Source organism: Citrobacter sp. S-77, assembly GCF_963864895.1.
GTDB lineage: Bacteria > Pseudomonadota > Gammaproteobacteria > Enterobacterales > Enterobacteriaceae > Citrobacter > Citrobacter murliniae.
The window spans coordinates 2,414,011-2,427,487 of the sequence record NZ_CAWLWU010000002.1; the positions used below are offsets into that span (position 1 = coordinate 2,414,011).

Annotated in this window: 29 protein-coding genes and 1 pseudogene; 6 read left to right on the top strand and 24 right to left on the bottom strand. The window is 44.9% G+C overall.

Going from position 1 to position 13,477, the window contains the following annotated elements:
• The 3 genes from AACS05_RS11985 to AACS05_RS11995 all read right to left on the bottom strand — a co-directional run.
• A partial coding sequence (locus tag AACS05_RS11985; RefSeq protein WP_045443219.1) for a M15 family metallopeptidase occupies positions 1-276 on the bottom strand: 276 nt, incomplete at its 3' end.
• Positions 277-278: 2 nt separating this feature from the next.
• Positions 279-554: a phage holin family protein gene (locus AACS05_RS11990; protein WP_045443221.1), complete on the bottom strand. Its 276-nt coding sequence runs from the start codon at positions 552-554 to the stop codon at positions 279-281.
• Positions 544-933 carry a putative holin gene (locus AACS05_RS11995; RefSeq protein WP_045443229.1) on the bottom strand — a complete coding sequence of 130 codons (390 nt, stop codon included), beginning with the start codon at positions 931-933 and terminating at the stop codon, positions 544-546. The genes AACS05_RS11990 and AACS05_RS11995 overlap by 11 nt, the downstream gene beginning before the upstream one ends.
• Before the next feature lie 154 nt (positions 934-1,087).
• On the opposite strand from AACS05_RS11995, the gene AACS05_RS12000 reads away from it, so the two are divergent.
• Positions 1,088-1,240, top strand: coding sequence for a hypothetical protein (locus AACS05_RS12000; protein WP_190284559.1), 153 nt, complete (start codon positions 1,088-1,090; stop codon positions 1,238-1,240).
• On the opposite strand, the gene AACS05_RS12005 is transcribed toward AACS05_RS12000, so the two are convergent.
• The 20 genes and pseudogenes from AACS05_RS12005 to AACS05_RS12100 all read right to left on the bottom strand — a co-directional run bounded on the left by AACS05_RS12005 (position 1,221) and on the right by AACS05_RS12100 (position 10,900).
• Positions 1,221-1,790: a hypothetical protein gene (locus AACS05_RS12005; protein ID WP_045449615.1), complete on the bottom strand. Its 570-nt coding sequence runs from the start codon at positions 1,788-1,790 to the stop codon at positions 1,221-1,223. The two genes, AACS05_RS12000 and AACS05_RS12005, sit on opposite strands and share 20 nt — an antisense overlap.
• Positions 1,791-1,988: 198 nt before the next feature.
• Positions 1,989-2,531 carry a DUF1133 family protein gene (locus AACS05_RS12010; RefSeq protein ID WP_045443232.1) on the bottom strand — a complete coding sequence of 181 codons (543 nt, stop codon included), beginning with the start codon at positions 2,529-2,531 and terminating at the stop codon, positions 1,989-1,991.
• Positions 2,528-2,818, bottom strand: a complete 291-nt coding sequence (locus AACS05_RS12015) for a DUF1364 domain-containing protein (RefSeq protein WP_045443235.1) — start codon at positions 2,816-2,818, stop codon at positions 2,528-2,530. Before AACS05_RS12015 ends, AACS05_RS12010 begins: the two co-directional genes overlap by 4 nt.
• The gene (locus AACS05_RS12020; RefSeq protein ID WP_045443238.1) at positions 2,818-3,417 is read right to left on the bottom strand and encodes a DUF1367 family protein; all 600 of its coding nucleotides are present in this window, start codon (positions 3,415-3,417) and stop codon (positions 2,818-2,820) included. Before AACS05_RS12020 ends, AACS05_RS12015 begins: the two co-directional genes overlap by 1 nt.
• A gap of 64 nt (positions 3,418-3,481) precedes the next feature.
• The gene (locus AACS05_RS12025; protein WP_190284560.1) at positions 3,482-3,700 is read right to left on the bottom strand and encodes a hypothetical protein; all 219 of its coding nucleotides are present in this window, start codon (positions 3,698-3,700) and stop codon (positions 3,482-3,484) included.
• 345 nt (positions 3,701-4,045) lie between these two features.
• A complete protein-coding gene (gene hokD / locus AACS05_RS12030; protein ID WP_144243071.1) occupies positions 4,046-4,201 on the bottom strand; it encodes a type I toxin-antitoxin system toxin HokD in 156 nt (51 codons plus the stop codon).
• A 260-nt stretch (positions 4,202-4,461) separates the two neighbouring features.
• Positions 4,462-5,358: a hypothetical protein gene (locus AACS05_RS12035; protein ID WP_045443241.1), complete on the bottom strand. Its 897-nt coding sequence runs from the start codon at positions 5,356-5,358 to the stop codon at positions 4,462-4,464.
• A 40-nt stretch (positions 5,359-5,398) separates the two neighbouring features.
• Complete coding sequence (locus AACS05_RS12040; RefSeq protein WP_223306995.1) at positions 5,399-5,692, bottom strand: hypothetical protein; 294 nt, start codon at positions 5,690-5,692, stop codon at positions 5,399-5,401.
• Between the two features lie 196 nt (positions 5,693-5,888).
• Positions 5,889-6,344, bottom strand: coding sequence for a DUF551 domain-containing protein (locus tag AACS05_RS12045; RefSeq protein ID WP_052369280.1), 456 nt, complete (start codon positions 6,342-6,344; stop codon positions 5,889-5,891).
• 2 nt (positions 6,345-6,346) lie between these two features.
• Complete coding sequence (locus tag AACS05_RS12050; protein WP_045443247.1) at positions 6,347-6,526, bottom strand: DUF7167 family protein; 180 nt, start codon at positions 6,524-6,526, stop codon at positions 6,347-6,349.
• A gap of 123 nt (positions 6,527-6,649) precedes the next feature.
• A complete protein-coding gene (locus AACS05_RS12055) occupies positions 6,650-6,838 on the bottom strand; it encodes a hypothetical protein (RefSeq protein WP_045443250.1) in 189 nt (62 codons plus the stop codon).
• Positions 6,838-7,596, bottom strand: coding sequence for a hypothetical protein (locus tag AACS05_RS12060; RefSeq protein ID WP_052369281.1), 759 nt, complete (start codon positions 7,594-7,596; stop codon positions 6,838-6,840). The genes AACS05_RS12055 and AACS05_RS12060 overlap by 1 nt, the downstream gene beginning before the upstream one ends.
• A complete protein-coding gene (locus tag AACS05_RS12065) occupies positions 7,593-7,838 on the bottom strand; it encodes a DUF7446 family protein (protein WP_045443253.1) in 246 nt (81 codons plus the stop codon). The genes AACS05_RS12060 and AACS05_RS12065 overlap by 4 nt, the downstream gene beginning before the upstream one ends.
• A gap of 158 nt (positions 7,839-7,996) precedes the next feature.
• Positions 7,997-8,266: pseudogene (locus AACS05_RS24985) on the bottom strand (ead/Ea22-like family protein); the annotation flags it as partial.
• Positions 8,267-8,434: 168 nt separating this feature from the next.
• Positions 8,435-8,704, bottom strand: coding sequence for a hypothetical protein (locus tag AACS05_RS12075; RefSeq protein WP_071828936.1), 270 nt, complete (start codon positions 8,702-8,704; stop codon positions 8,435-8,437).
• Positions 8,705-8,707: 3 nt separating this feature from the next.
• Positions 8,708-8,953: a hypothetical protein gene (locus tag AACS05_RS12080; protein ID WP_071828939.1), complete on the bottom strand. Its 246-nt coding sequence runs from the start codon at positions 8,951-8,953 to the stop codon at positions 8,708-8,710.
• Positions 8,954-8,976: 23 nt separating this feature from the next.
• Entirely contained in the window at positions 8,977-9,306 is a 330-nt protein-coding gene (locus AACS05_RS12085) for a helix-turn-helix domain-containing protein (RefSeq protein ID WP_045443256.1), read from the bottom strand.
• Between the two features lie 8 nt (positions 9,307-9,314).
• Positions 9,315-10,142 (bottom strand): hypothetical protein, encoded by an 828-nt coding sequence (locus AACS05_RS12090; RefSeq protein ID WP_081918206.1) that lies wholly within the window; start codon positions 10,140-10,142, stop codon positions 9,315-9,317.
• A gap of 18 nt (positions 10,143-10,160) precedes the next feature.
• Entirely contained in the window at positions 10,161-10,658 is a 498-nt protein-coding gene (locus AACS05_RS12095) for a toxin YdaT family protein (protein WP_045443258.1), read from the bottom strand.
• On the bottom strand, positions 10,655-10,900 hold the full coding sequence (locus AACS05_RS12100) for a helix-turn-helix transcriptional regulator (RefSeq protein ID WP_404842365.1): 246 nt from the start codon (positions 10,898-10,900) through the stop codon (positions 10,655-10,657). Before AACS05_RS12100 ends, AACS05_RS12095 begins: the two co-directional genes overlap by 4 nt.
• A gap of 94 nt (positions 10,901-10,994) precedes the next feature.
• Here AACS05_RS12100 and AACS05_RS12105 point away from each other — a divergent pair, with 94 nt between their 5' ends.
• Entirely contained in the window at positions 10,995-11,384 is a 390-nt protein-coding gene (locus tag AACS05_RS12105; protein ID WP_045443264.1) for a helix-turn-helix domain-containing protein, read from the top strand.
• A 300-nt stretch (positions 11,385-11,684) separates the two neighbouring features.
• The gene (locus AACS05_RS12110) at positions 11,685-11,813 is read left to right on the top strand and encodes a hypothetical protein (protein WP_255351259.1); all 129 of its coding nucleotides are present in this window, start codon (positions 11,685-11,687) and stop codon (positions 11,811-11,813) included.
• Here the strand turns inward: AACS05_RS12110 and AACS05_RS12115 are convergent.
• Positions 11,803-12,303, bottom strand: a complete 501-nt coding sequence (locus AACS05_RS12115; RefSeq protein ID WP_045449626.1) for a super-infection exclusion protein B — start codon at positions 12,301-12,303, stop codon at positions 11,803-11,805. The two genes, AACS05_RS12110 and AACS05_RS12115, sit on opposite strands and share 11 nt — an antisense overlap.
• A 430-nt stretch (positions 12,304-12,733) precedes the next feature.
• Here AACS05_RS12115 and AACS05_RS12120 point away from each other — a divergent pair, with 430 nt between their 5' ends.
• The 3 genes from AACS05_RS12120 (at position 12,734) to AACS05_RS12130 (ending at position 13,462) form a co-directional block, all read left to right on the top strand.
• Positions 12,734-12,940, top strand: coding sequence for a hypothetical protein (locus AACS05_RS12120; protein ID WP_045443267.1), 207 nt, complete (start codon positions 12,734-12,736; stop codon positions 12,938-12,940).
• 8 nt (positions 12,941-12,948) lie between these two features.
• A complete protein-coding gene (locus AACS05_RS12125; protein ID WP_071828941.1) occupies positions 12,949-13,113 on the top strand; it encodes a YdaE family protein in 165 nt (54 codons plus the stop codon).
• Between the two features lie 73 nt (positions 13,114-13,186).
• Positions 13,187-13,462, top strand: coding sequence for a hypothetical protein (locus AACS05_RS12130; RefSeq protein ID WP_052369282.1), 276 nt, complete (start codon positions 13,187-13,189; stop codon positions 13,460-13,462).
• Positions 13,463-13,477 lie beyond the last annotated feature (15 nt).

A 13,477-nucleotide genomic window follows, 5' to 3' on the forward strand; every position in this document is an offset into this window, starting at 1 on the left:
GGCAATTTTCTCGTATAACGGCCAGTCCCAGGATATCTGGCTGCCGACGTAGGCCACAACATCAACCGCATCACCAGTCAGGTGGCGACTGTTCATCGTCTGGCTTTTTCCTTCGGCAACCAGTTGTTTCTGGCGCTCTTTCGTGCGCAGACCTTCGGTGATACCAAAATCAACTTCCGTCAGTTCCAGAGCGCGACGCACTACCGCCACCAGTTGCGGCTTAACACCTTCCAGATTCTTTTCACTGCGACGACTAAATCTGAATTTTCCCGACATAATTACCTCAGTAATGAAAGGATTTTTGACACATTCCCGCGCGCCCATACCACCAGCACACAGAACAACAGATTAACCAGCACCACCGCCCAGTTACCGGGAAGAGGACGACCGCACAGATAACTGAGCGGCGCGACCGCATAGACAAGCATCAGCGCCCAGGCCAGCCACGACACCAGCGGTTTATGCGTAGAGTCTTTTCGGCGGTAGAAAAAAAGCGCCAGCACGATAACCGTACATAGCGCCACATTCAGCAGTTCTGGAATATTACCTGCCATTGCTACCTCCCCCACGCAGACGGGAGAACAAGCCAGATATCAACGAGCCGATATCCTGCTGATGGATAAACGAGAGGATTTTTACTGACACAACCGACACAAGCACTGCACACAATGCATCAACAGGCGCACTGTCAAAGCCAGTTTGCTTTACCAGCCAAGAGGCCAGCACTTCTGCCCCCAATACGCCGATAATAAACGACACCACAAAATGCGCAGCAATCCTCCAAGCTGAAATCGCCTGCGGCATCGTGGCCACAAACAGCGCCCCGGCAAATGCGCCAAACACAATCCCAAAATCCGTGTTGGTAAACAGACCAAATGCCGTCGCCCCTCCGAGCGCCGCAGCTGTGCCCGTCCCGGATAAGGGTTCAGACATGATTTCCTCCTTTAAATAAAAAGGCTCGCCGCAGCGAGCCTCAGATTAGAGTGCAGGAGCCGATCCCTGCGTTCAAAGCGCTATATTCACTACATATCCAGTATTTGATATTGTTAAATCGCCAAAAGTAACCACATCAAATCTGGAGAATTAAATGAGTGAGTCCAATAAACCATCAGGTGAAAACAAACCACCACAGGCTCCACAACCCAAGCCTGCCGCACCGGCCCCACGCGAAAGGAACCTCCGAACAGGCTACACTTTCGTTGCCGATTCTGCTGAAAACATCAGAAAAAAAGATAAGTAAGCACTGAAATTATAAGAGCACAAACAGGGGTGAGAATTGTAGCAATTCTCACCCTTTCAAGCTCTCGACCGATCCGGGCGTTTTCACATTTCCCCATTTCCGCCATTCTTGTTAAATCAGCCAACCGATATCGCCTCAATATATTCAGAGTCGAACGCTTAGCTGAAAATCCTTTTGATTCGAAATCTGCATAATCAATTTCATCAAATCCTTTATATCCATCATGGTATAACGCATAAGGGGTCGATGAAGCCAGAACACGAGTTCTGACAATAAGGACTCGTCTGACGAGATATGCAGCACACAATGCCCAGTAAACCAAAAATACAGACATTCCTGCAGTCAGGTAATCCAGGGTGGTTCGTTGTGTTAATAACAAAAAAGATGAACCAATACCTGCAATTAATATGCTTAATAATTTCTGACCGTTTTCTTTATTCAGAGCATTGGAGTGATGGATTTCTCGAATGCACTCCTCTCCTTGTTTTTCAAGAAAATCCACAAGGTCATCATCTGCATCAAGAAAATAGTCGTCGGGTAGATTTTTCATTCCGTCCCCAATCACGCATCCTACAATGTGTTCGATTTTACCTGACATTTGGCAATGTAACAGCAGGATCACCAGAAACGACAAAACCCGCACGATGGCGGGTTTCAAATGTGTTCATGTCTGTCATTCGCCTCGCGATACAGCTATGCGAAGCGTACCAGAATTGAAGCAGTTTGTTGGCAAAAAAGCAATAACTTTTTATCGACGTTTCACGTTAAACGCATTTTGCATTGGTATATAAAGCATATACTCCGCAATGTTTAACCAAGCATCAATGCGATTTCTACACGTTTTAAGGCTCCATTCAGGATGTAGCTGATTGAACGCTTCTGCTATCTTTAACTTACTCATCCCCCGCCCCATATAACGTTGGCTCAGGACATTGTATAGCCCAGGATGATCCGCCATTACTTCGCCAATAACCCTGTCGATTATTAATGCCTCCGAATCGGTACAATGTGCCAGCCAGCTCTTTTGCTTACCGTTGATCATATCCCGCAAAAAAGCCTCAAGTTCAGGCTTGTCCAGACCTGCTTTTTTCATCCTCCGGAGCGCCTCGTTAATTGCCGTTTTTGTCAGCTTTTTAGAGGTCAGCAACTGGTTAAACATATTCCCCAGTTTACCGCCACCGATATACGACCAGCGGCCCCACATACGCAATTTTCCCTGAATCCAGACGCTCTCCAGTGTGCTGAGGCGAAGATGTTCTCCGCTTTTTCCGGTGTTTGTTGGGTAAATCATAAAATGCCTTTATCTCTCCAGATTTCTTGCGTGCGGAAAGCGCCTTCTGCATGCATCAAGCGAATCTCTGTTTTCGTGAAGTCGTCGATTTTTACCCTCCCGTCGACAATATCGTGACAACTACTACAGGCGATCGCCGCCTGCATATCATGAGGTTTTGTTGCCGTTCCGCACGTACCAGCCAGCCGGTAATGCGCCAATACGGACGTTTCAGGATTGTGGTTGCAATAGCCTGGAATTCTGACCTGACACATCTGGCCCCGCGCCGCTTTACGTAAATCCGCCATTACGCGAACTCCAGCAGTTGCGCGGCCACATTTTCGACTTCCTCCGGAGAGGAAAATTTACGGAACAGGATCCAGTTCCACAGAACGTTGAGTACGGATTTATAAACCTGCTGAAACTCGGTTTCGTCCATATTCGCAAAAGCGATGGATTTCGCCCTGCGCCCACGGCTACCGTCAGGATAAAAATGCTCAGTGTAAAACCCTGCCTGAATGGTCACCCACTCGCGGAAAGCGTCGAAGGATTTGAGAAGTGCGGCATCGTTGGTTCGTTTTACAGCAACCTTATGCAGGTACTGTTCTGCAGCATCGCTAAGGGCTGGCGTATGCTCGCGCCCGACTGACTCGCAAAGAAAATCGACAAAACCTGAGATCAGCTCCTGTTCTTGAGGCGTGATCGCGCCGCCAGTGGGCGTCCAGTAATCGAAACCAAGCTGTAGAAGTTTGAAAAATCGCTTATGGAATGCGTAGTTACGCACACGCTTAAAGTCGGCGTGTATCCACTCACCAATTTTAATTTGTTGTAAGAAATTGCCACTCTCCGGCGTTGCCGGGAGCAGTAACCCTGAAGAGGTTTGTTTTACAAGTTGTATGTGCGCCATCGTAGTTCTCCGGTGGCGCAGTAGATCGGGGGTTCAGCCCGTAAAGAGTATAACAAAATGAGGTTTATGTTTGGCAACCAGCCCTGACGCATAATTCTTCAAATAGATTTTCATTGCCCATAATGTCTCTATTCGCCATTGGCAAGAATTTAATTTTTTGCCCATACCGATACATAACAGCTCTTTCACTATCAGGGAAATAATCCATTTCCGCTACAACCGACATATCCTCTCGACGAATGACCGCATATTTGCGGCTAATCATTCCCTGCAATTTTTTCACAATTCCTCCTTACCACTAAGGGACAATGAAAATGTGCGTTTTTTTTGCAACTTTTGTTGAGGGCGAAAATATAACGACTGTAACCATTTATTTCACGCTGTAAATTTGATGCATTTCTGTTCATGATCATGGACATTTTTTAGGCGTTTAGTATCTACTCTGATTACTGCTCAATTTTCAAACCGTTATTTTTTCACCTAATAACTGTATGGATATACAGTATCAATTTTTCAGTTCAGATCAAGTAATTGAGCATAAAAAAACCCGCCGAAGCGGGTTAGATGCGGGTGCATTGAGGATGCCTGACACATCAGAGGTGGCGGGAATTTCTCCCCGCCCGGTCTCTTACTCCTCAGGTTCGTAAGCTGTGAAGACAGCGACCTCCGTCTGGCCGGTTCGGATTCGTACCTCGCAGAGGTCTTTCCTCGTTACCAGTACCGTCACAATGACGGTGATACAGATGACGATCAGCGCGATTAACATCGCCTTTTGCTGCTTCATAGCCTGCTTCTCCTTGACCTTTCGGTCCGTAAGAGGCTAATCTAAATGTGTTCAGCATTAGATATGGCCTCGGTAAATGTTAAGCGTCTTGCAGGACGCAGAATGTTTCCGGGGCTTTTCTCTATCTGCCATACGGTGTTCATGCCTGAGACAGATAGCCTCAAGCACCCGCGGCGATTTTACTTAACTCTCCTTTTCACGCAAACCGTTTTTGCTCACAGTGATAAGTCTTTATTGTAATTAATTGACATGACGATTAATCAAAATTCAATTTTTTGTGCTGGCCTTGCGTTTAATATCCAACATTCTTGATGAGTGTGGTGCGCAATCAATAAATTTTGGAGTTGAGTTTTTTTGGCTTTATAATTTAACTCATTTGTCTTATCAATTATCCAATTCCCTGTATCCGAAGAAGCCAGAGCCATGAGTTTATTACACTCTGCATGCATATTAATTATCTCACCAAACATATCTGTTTTTGTTTTTTTATTCACAAAGTTAGTGAAAATACCAGCATGCTTATAAGAATCCATTACAGTATAACGGCCATCACCATCTATATCAGAAGGTTTTGACATCCATTTAAAAACATGAAGGAGAAAAATATTGGCTGTCCAAGGAAATTCATTTCCATCAAGAAACGTTTCAGTAGTCGCTATACTCAGACTTTCAGTAAGATTAGTCGCCCCAATTAAAATAACCTCGGGCTCGCCATCCTTTCTTTTACCCGCCCCAACAAAATTGAACGTACCTGCATAACACTGTCCAAAATAAACAATAGCATTGTTTAAATTAGGTGCTCCTTTTAAAGCTTTGAGAAGTTGATGAGGCGGAATAGGATTTTTTGCATCCAGTCCTTGCGTGCAACCATGACCAGTAACAAACATTACTATGTTATTGTAGTTATTATCACGTAAGTCATTAAAGAAATCTGCTGATGCTTTTGACGCATAAGGATACTTCGAGGCTGATGAAAAAAAATCATCAAAATTTCTGCCAGGGCTATCAATATATATTGATATATCTTGTGGATTTATACCGGCCTTCTCAAGGCATAGCACGCCAAAAACAATATCAAAAACGTGGCGCGATTCAACTTCTTCTTTAGAACAAGGCAAAAACATAACCCATTTCGTACGCTCAGACCTAAGGCTCATACATATCCTTATGATTCGAATGTGTTAAATTAAAAATTTGTTAATATTTAGGAAGCATAGCATTACTGAAAGATGGTGGCTTTGCTATATCGGTAAAGTAAAAAAGCTCATCGATGCTTAAATGTTCAGTAATTTGGGTGGACGTTATTTGCCCTCTTTCATTCAAACCAAATATTTCATCGCCAGTTTTCAGAAAAAACACCACTTCAAATGTTGTGGTTACTTTATGCGTATAAGATTTGAACAGCATCCACTGCCCGAGATTCACACACTCTTTTACTGAATCAGAAGTATCAGGTAACGCTGACGACTGTAGCCCTGTGAATTTCATCATTTATCCTTATGAATCCGCATACGACATTCTAACAACATGGTATTTTTATGAACACAAACTGTGTGATCGAGTTACCGACCACACGGTGAAAATATAACTTTGCGCCTTCGTTTTCGTCAACCCCAGCGACAAATCGAGTACACAACCAGCGCCACCGCCATTGCAATACCAACGGTTGTAAATGCCTCAGGCCAGGTCATTGCTTCACCTTCTGTTGGGGTGGCTCAGGAAGAGGTATCCAGTGGGTAGCGTTCTCTACTTCAGTACCGTCATTGTCCACAAAAGCCGTCTTGTAACCGCCTTCAATAGAGCGACAAACCTTATCCCAAGAACCGGGAAATACATTCCCGAGGGCATCATGCAGAATCACATCGCAAAAATCAGCAGGCACTGCGTCGCCACAGCTTATCCAACCATCCGGCACTACCGGTGCTGGAGGTGCGGTGTAGAGAGGCACATATATATTTGGCTCTTTATCAGCGCCAGGCTGTTCATCAAGTGTAAATGCCTTCCTGGTAAATCGATTCATATAAAGCACAGTCTCTGCTTCCAGTGATGACAAAGCAATACGCGCCAGTTCTTTACCTTCCCCGTGTTTCAGGAATCCGTCTTCAATAATTTCCAGCAGTCGTTCTCTGGTAATTTTGGTCATAATTAATCATCCTCTTCGTTTTCGTCTTTTATTTCGTGAAATGAGTAATTACAGTAATTAAAGAAAACATCTCTCGCTTCGTCTTCTATTTCCTTTTGCGTAGCATCATCCTCCACTTCAAATACGTCTTCATGTATTCCACCAGCAATGCCGGTTTCGATAATTACTTTAAACTTTCGCATTTCCTTACCGCCCTGACGGGTGGCCTCCTGATGCTTTGAGGGCGTAGAAACCCCTCCGGTTAAGGATTGAATTAAAATTTTCAATTGTTTTTATACTATAAAATCAGAATAACATTTCCTGCGTTAATCCTTTGGTACACGCACTCCGCGCAATTTAAAATCCCCGTCATTTAACTTTTTGATAGCGGCGAAAGCATCTTTACAAGCCCCCTCGCTATTAAACTCCTGAGTTTGTACCTGTAACGTTGGTTGTGACTCGCCAATTAAACTTAATGAATGCGGAGATAACATCCAGAAAATTAAAACCCACATTATTCCTCCTTAATTTTAACACCAGCAGCGCGTATTTCGTGACGAGCGTTATCATTACCCGCACACCAACCCTCGGCATATTCCCGGCTAAATCCGCTCATGTGCATAACTTCACCAATGCTGCGTTTCGGCAAGTTGACAACCCGCGCCGCCAGTCCTGCGATGCGCTTCGCCTGGCTATCGACAAATTCAGCTAATGAGCCTTTAATATTGTAGTCCTCACGCAACATGTCGTAGATATCTGCTTTAGTTTCCAGCTCGGCTATACGACACCTTTCATCGTCATCAATCAGGTAAAGGCCAAGGCATACGCCCTCAACCCAACCGCCGAAATCGTGATCATACCGCTCGCATGAGAATTCACCGTCGCTACCCTTTGTTGGAATTGTGTAGCTATCAAACGGGCCGCCATATGTCGGCACATATCCCAATGTTGGGTGCTCAATCCACATGAAGAATTCGCGACCGGTGATCGGACAAACATCAGGTTTCCATTGGCCAGAAACACTTGCCGCTTTAGACAGGTCCGCCAAGCGCTTCTCTGCGGCATCGATAATCCCCTCCAGACGACGGTTTCGGCTTTCTAGTGTTTTAATTTTCTCTTTATCGGCTTCCAGCTCATCCAGCATTGCCAAGACGTTTTTATGGTGCACGCATTGAAGGTAATAAAACCATTCGTCATCAGTTCGCCCATCACGTGCTACAGCGATTGCTGCACGGCGAATATCAGCCAGTGCCTGTTTGTTGAGTGCTGTCATTGGGATGCCTCCTTCACATCGGCGCGGAGGTGAATTTCACGCCCATCTGGAAGCGAGAACACTTTGATGTCATCGGCATGAACAAGAAAATGCGCAACCGCATACAGTGCTTCGTCGGTAACGTCAAACTTATCGCCTACGAACTGACGAGTTCCGGGAGCCAATCCCTTAACTGCGCGTGAACGTCCGGCATAAATTCTGTTGGTGATAGGGCTTTTCATAATGCTGATTGGTTTGCTCATAGTGCGGCTCCTTTGCACAGGTCGTGCATTTCCTGAAGTGTCTGCATATCGACAAGGTCACGGTCTGGCATCTGCGTGTCGTTGTACTTGCTGTAAACTAAGCTGGCTTCGCATACCAGCTCCATTGCTTTTGATGACAGCTCCCTACACTTGCTTTTTGATGCTTCCAGTTCATCCAGTAGCGCCAGTACATCAGGGTCGCTAACATCAACGACAGTGACACGGGACTGTCCATAATGGTCATCTGCGATACTGCGACCTTCTGCGTAGTGACAACCTTTATCGTCGTAGGTTGCGCCCGTACATCCATATGTGATGTGGTTGCCAGATATACGCTGTACTGTCATTTCAGCGCCACAAATGCGGCATTTGGGTACTGGTTGCGGTGAATAACGCTCACGTAGTGCCTGTTTATCTGTCATGCTTATCTCCCTTGGTTATTTCTGCGGTTCTGCGCCGCACTTGGTTTTCTATTTTTCCCGTAATAATGTGTTGGCCATCCACGCGTCAGGCCAGATGGTGCATAGCGAACGACAAGCCGATTTGAGATAGGAATAATTTGTCCGGATTTTGCTATTAACAATTTTGCTCTGCGGTTATTCACTTTGCCCACCTTTTTTAATCGGCCAAAGCTGCCATTCACCTGGCGGTAAATCATCGGTTACATCATGTGATGCCCATTCCAGAAATTCTTCTTTACTAATTATTGGGTATCGTCGTCCGCTATGAACTGCTGGTCCATCATATTGCACTGTATTTACTCCAAGACGTACAATTTGACGATCATTCACATAAGGTACAAATTGCCCTGCCGGGCGAGGCTTTTTTGCTCGATAGCAACGATTAACCTTTAATTCAATACTCACTTTTTATTCCCCCCATGTTTTCAGGCTTTCGCCGCAGAACGGGCAAAATGAAACTCTAATTGGTGTCCTTGAAAATTCACCAGAACGCAGCATTACAACATCAGGCCCACGGGTTAAATCCTCATTCCAAATCTTGTAATGCAATAGCCCCTTTCGCTGAGTGTTTTCAGCATTTTGTTCAAGTGACCTAGCTAATGCAGAACAAGCCAGAAACTGATTGCCGTTGATTGCGCATTTTGAATTACTCATTGATCGCTCCTTTTTGCTTCTCATCAAACTCTGTTACCGGCTACCCGGCTGCTCCCGAATATTTTGTGTACCTGATACCCTTTCCAGTTACGGCGACACTCCTGCACCGCAACGCTTTTCGGCTCGGTCTGGCGTTCGAGGGCTGATTTTGCAATACAGACTTTTTCCTGCCAGCTCGGTGCCAGTCGGTATTTTTTCCCTTCCCGCTCAAGCCGCCCGTACCGCTGCATGTTCTGAAGCAGGTTGTGGATTTTCTTGTTGGGCACGCCGAGCACATCAGCCAGCTCGCGGGGCGTGGCTTCCCCGTTATCCAGCAGATACCGAATCACTGCCTGTTGGTTTTTGCTGTTCATCCCCCTGTTTACCCCCTGAATCCCGGTGGAATTTCAGTGTCTGGCTCTGAAATCGCAGTGATATTTCGACTGTTTGCCATCGTCTGAAAATCTTTCGGCGGATATAACCCCTGGTACTCGTGGGCAATGCTGTGCCGAATAACCTGCTCCGGTGTAAATCCCTGTTGCCGGAATTTATCCAGTTCGCGAATTGCCCCATTTGCCCCTTGTGCCGTTCTGATCGGTTTTCGCAATGCTTTCCTGAATTCAACCCATTCGCGCCAAAGCGAGACAGGTATCCAATCCGGCAAAACAATTCCCAACGGATCGAATTTTTTTGCTCCCGATTTCCCCTGAGGGGGATTAAGGGGGAGATCTGTTTTTATATCTGTATCTGTATCTGTATCTGTATCTGTATCTGTAGTGACTCGTCGTGACATGTGCGTGACATTTCGTGACTCATCGTGACAACCGTTTATTTCTCCTATCATTTTTTCCCTCTCACGTTGCGCTCGCTTGCGCTCTGCCGGGGTTTTAGCTGTTGGAGAGGTATTACCAATATCCTCTTTGATCACCTGTCGTTTAGCCCATCCCGTAATAACTTCACCATCGAGCACACGTCCTTGCATTGCCTGCAAAATGGAGTCAATTTCGTCTTCTGTCACATCTAACGCACTTGCTAAATCTTCTGTCGTGACATCAGTGTGACCGCGCGTGACATTTCGTGACGCGCTAACAAGCAGGTGAATAAATACAGCCTGTACTGTCGCAATAGGCTGTTTAGATACTCTGGCAATCGTTCGCCACTTAGGATCATTTGGCATGTCATGCCATAATCTGAGCCAGGCATTTGCCATACCAACCTCTCTTGTTATTTACTGGTCACATCTCTGATATTGCTGGCGATAACCGTTCCTCAGCGCTTGTAGCGCTTGAATGGCTTCATCGCATTCACGCTCAAAATCATGTAGCGGAGCACCAAGTAACGAGGCGTTCGCCGCCTCTGTGCTCTCCTTCAGCAAACGAGTTACCAGGTATTCGATACTTTCTCCTGCCGTAATGCGCTTATGCAGTTCTGGCGCGCTTTTTCTGATGGCTTCCAGAATTGCCGGGATTAGAGCAGTAAATTTTTCCTGGTGTTCCTGCGTTTCGAGTTTTCTCCAGCGCTGAAAAATGTTTATCCGGTTCCGGCGCCAGGCTGCATAATCGACCGTCCCGTCATCAAACTCGATACGGTGAATTGCGATATCGGGTCGTACTGGTTGCGCCAGGAATTCGCTGGTAATCATCTGTGTTGCACTTTCCTGAGTTATGCCCGTCATCAGCAACCATGCATTCATGGCGTCCTTGGTTTTCTCATTGCTGATCATCATTGTTCAGCCACACCGACAGTAATCACACTATGCTTATTGGCCGGTGGGAATACATCATCAAGTTCACAATGAGCGCCAAGCCGATTAAGCGTAGAAACAATTTTCCTGCATTCCTCTAGCCCAGGAGTTCGAAAGTTTGCTTCATAGTTTGCAAGTCGGCTCTGTATCCAGCCTAGCTGAATGGCGAGTTGTCTCTGAGACAGACCAAGTTGTTTTCGATATGTTGAAATATTGTTCATCATTACCTCCTGCCCTTATTATTCACATTTCGTGAACGAGATCAACTACAGATACGTGAGTACCAGCAATTTCACACATCGTGATAAAATCGGAGCTATGAAAACGATTGCAGAACAAATAGGTGAGCGACTAAAAGCCACTCGTCTAAATCGAGGATTGAGCATGGGAAACTTGGCAAAGCTATGTGGTTGGTCAGGTTCTTCTCGTATTGCAAACTACGAAGCAGGCACCCGGAGCGTAGGTGCCGAGGATGCGATTATTCTCGGCCAAGTACTTGGTATTTCTCCCGCAGAATTAATGTTCGGCGAACAAGAAAATGCTTATTCATGGTTAAATGATAACCAGAAAAAGATGTTAGAGTTGTTTAACCAGCTCCCTGCTTCAGAGCAAGCACGCATGATTGACTTGTTCGAAATCCGTCTTACAGAGCTTGATGAGTATGTGGAAAAATACCTGAGAAGCAGACAACAGAAAAAATCATCCTAACCCTCTTCCAGTCAAAAAAAGGCTCTCGCTATTTGCGAGGGCTTTTTTTTATCCATCATAAACCCAAAAGTAATAATGCTCACATATTGAGTTGACAAATTACTCACGATATGTGAGCATTTGTCACATCAAAACAACGCCCAACCAGAGAACGGCAGGACAATACCTAGAGTTATCCAGCCACTGAACAGGGCTAAGTAGCCAGCCTGAGGCATACGAACATGACGGCAGTTGTTAATTAGCACAAGGCGCAGTAGATGAAAAAGTTCCGCCACCGGGCGTTAAACGGGAGAAGGAAAGATGGACACCAACGACTACATGAACAGGGCTTACGAAGAATACTTCGAAAGCCTTGACGAAGGAGAAGAAGCACTCAGCTTCAGTGAGTTTAAGCAGGCACTTTCCGGTAAGACAAAAGCTAACGGCTAATATCGAATCGTCTTGTGCAGGGATTCCAGGCGGAAAGCATTAATGGCTCATACTCAGGTTCTATTTTGAAGATGACAGAAACACCGTCGATACTCGAATTGACTGGACGAACGATGCCTGCTTTAACTAGGGCGTTTACATAAGGGTTATCCCAGGAAGCCAAGAAAGTGCGGGAGCGAGTCTTAAGAAAAGGCTCAAGTAATAACAATTGCTCGGTGCTCAATGAATTAAGCGTTTTTAACTTACGTTTCATCTGAGTACCGCGGTGGAACAAAGGTACCACTGACATAAAAAACCGACCAATAAGGTAGGCTACGGCAAAACTGAAAATATACATAGCATACGGGATGCCACTTTCAGTCACGATAAGTTCATGCAGATTATTAGGTGAAAAAATCAGTATCAGAGAAAATATAACAATAGTAATCAAAAGTTGAATAACTTCTTTTTCGGCAAAAAATCTTGCAAATGTTAAACGATCATCTGACATATACATTAAAAATCAACTTACTAAGGTTTTTTTATGTTACCACAGAACTCGCTGTAGGGGTATAGCGAACCACCGAAGCCCGGAGGTGGTTAAATAAATCCGGGCACAACACGAAGGCACATTTCCGATGTTTTCTGAGTCGGTCTTGTCTGTAAATCCAAATAGTGGAAGTGCGCCTCCGGTTGTGAAAACGACATTGCTGTGTGTAGTCTTGGCGGCATCAGTTTTTCTTAGTCATTTCTGATGCCCGCCCTTTTTATAGTGAATTTTGTAGTGCAGTGAATGCGGCTAAGCGCACGCGGAACAGTTAAATACGTTTTTTATCAGTAGGGTGATATCACAGTCCGGCATTAATTGTTAACTGGTTAATGTCACCTGGAGGCACCAGGCACTGCACCACAGAGTTCATTTGTTAAAAATGGAGATACTTATGATTGCTCATCACTATGGAACTGACCTTATTCCGCGAAAAGATGTAAAACCGGGGACCGCCATTAAATATAATGGCCGTGATTACCGGGCATCAGCAAATGTCAGTAAGGGGTTATATGCGTTTAGCCTGCTTGAAAAAACCATAATTAGACATGAGTTTATCGAGGTATACCTTAACCAAAGCGGAAAACCTTTAATGCACTGAGGTTAACCATGAAAATTAAATGTGCCTATCACCTTTGTAATAAAGAAATCGAAGAAAAAGAAAGCGTAGAAAAACCACTACATTTTATGCAGGGAGTTATATCAACCACTGAACTTAGAAAATATTGCTGCGAGCAATGCGCCGTACACGACCAAATGGCGCATGACCTTTAATTAAATACTTAACAAACCATGAATTATGCCAGCAATGGCAGGGATTCATACAACCTAATAACAGGAGTTAATTATGGAAATTAAATTTAATGTAACCGTTACTACCCGTGATGAAGTGGTTCATAAAGTTTATCAAGACGACAAACAAATTGGGTTCATTATTAAAACAAACCGGAAGGATAAACCATATCATTTTGTAGATATGGTCGGAGATTCTGGTAATGCGGAGTCTATAGATAAAGCGGTTAAAAATCTTTGCGTAAAAAACTGGTATATAAATACTGATAAAGAGAAACGTCACGAAGTATTTACAGTCATTTTGGCGATGAAAGCTAGCGGCGAACTCTGACAAAGAAAAAGCCTG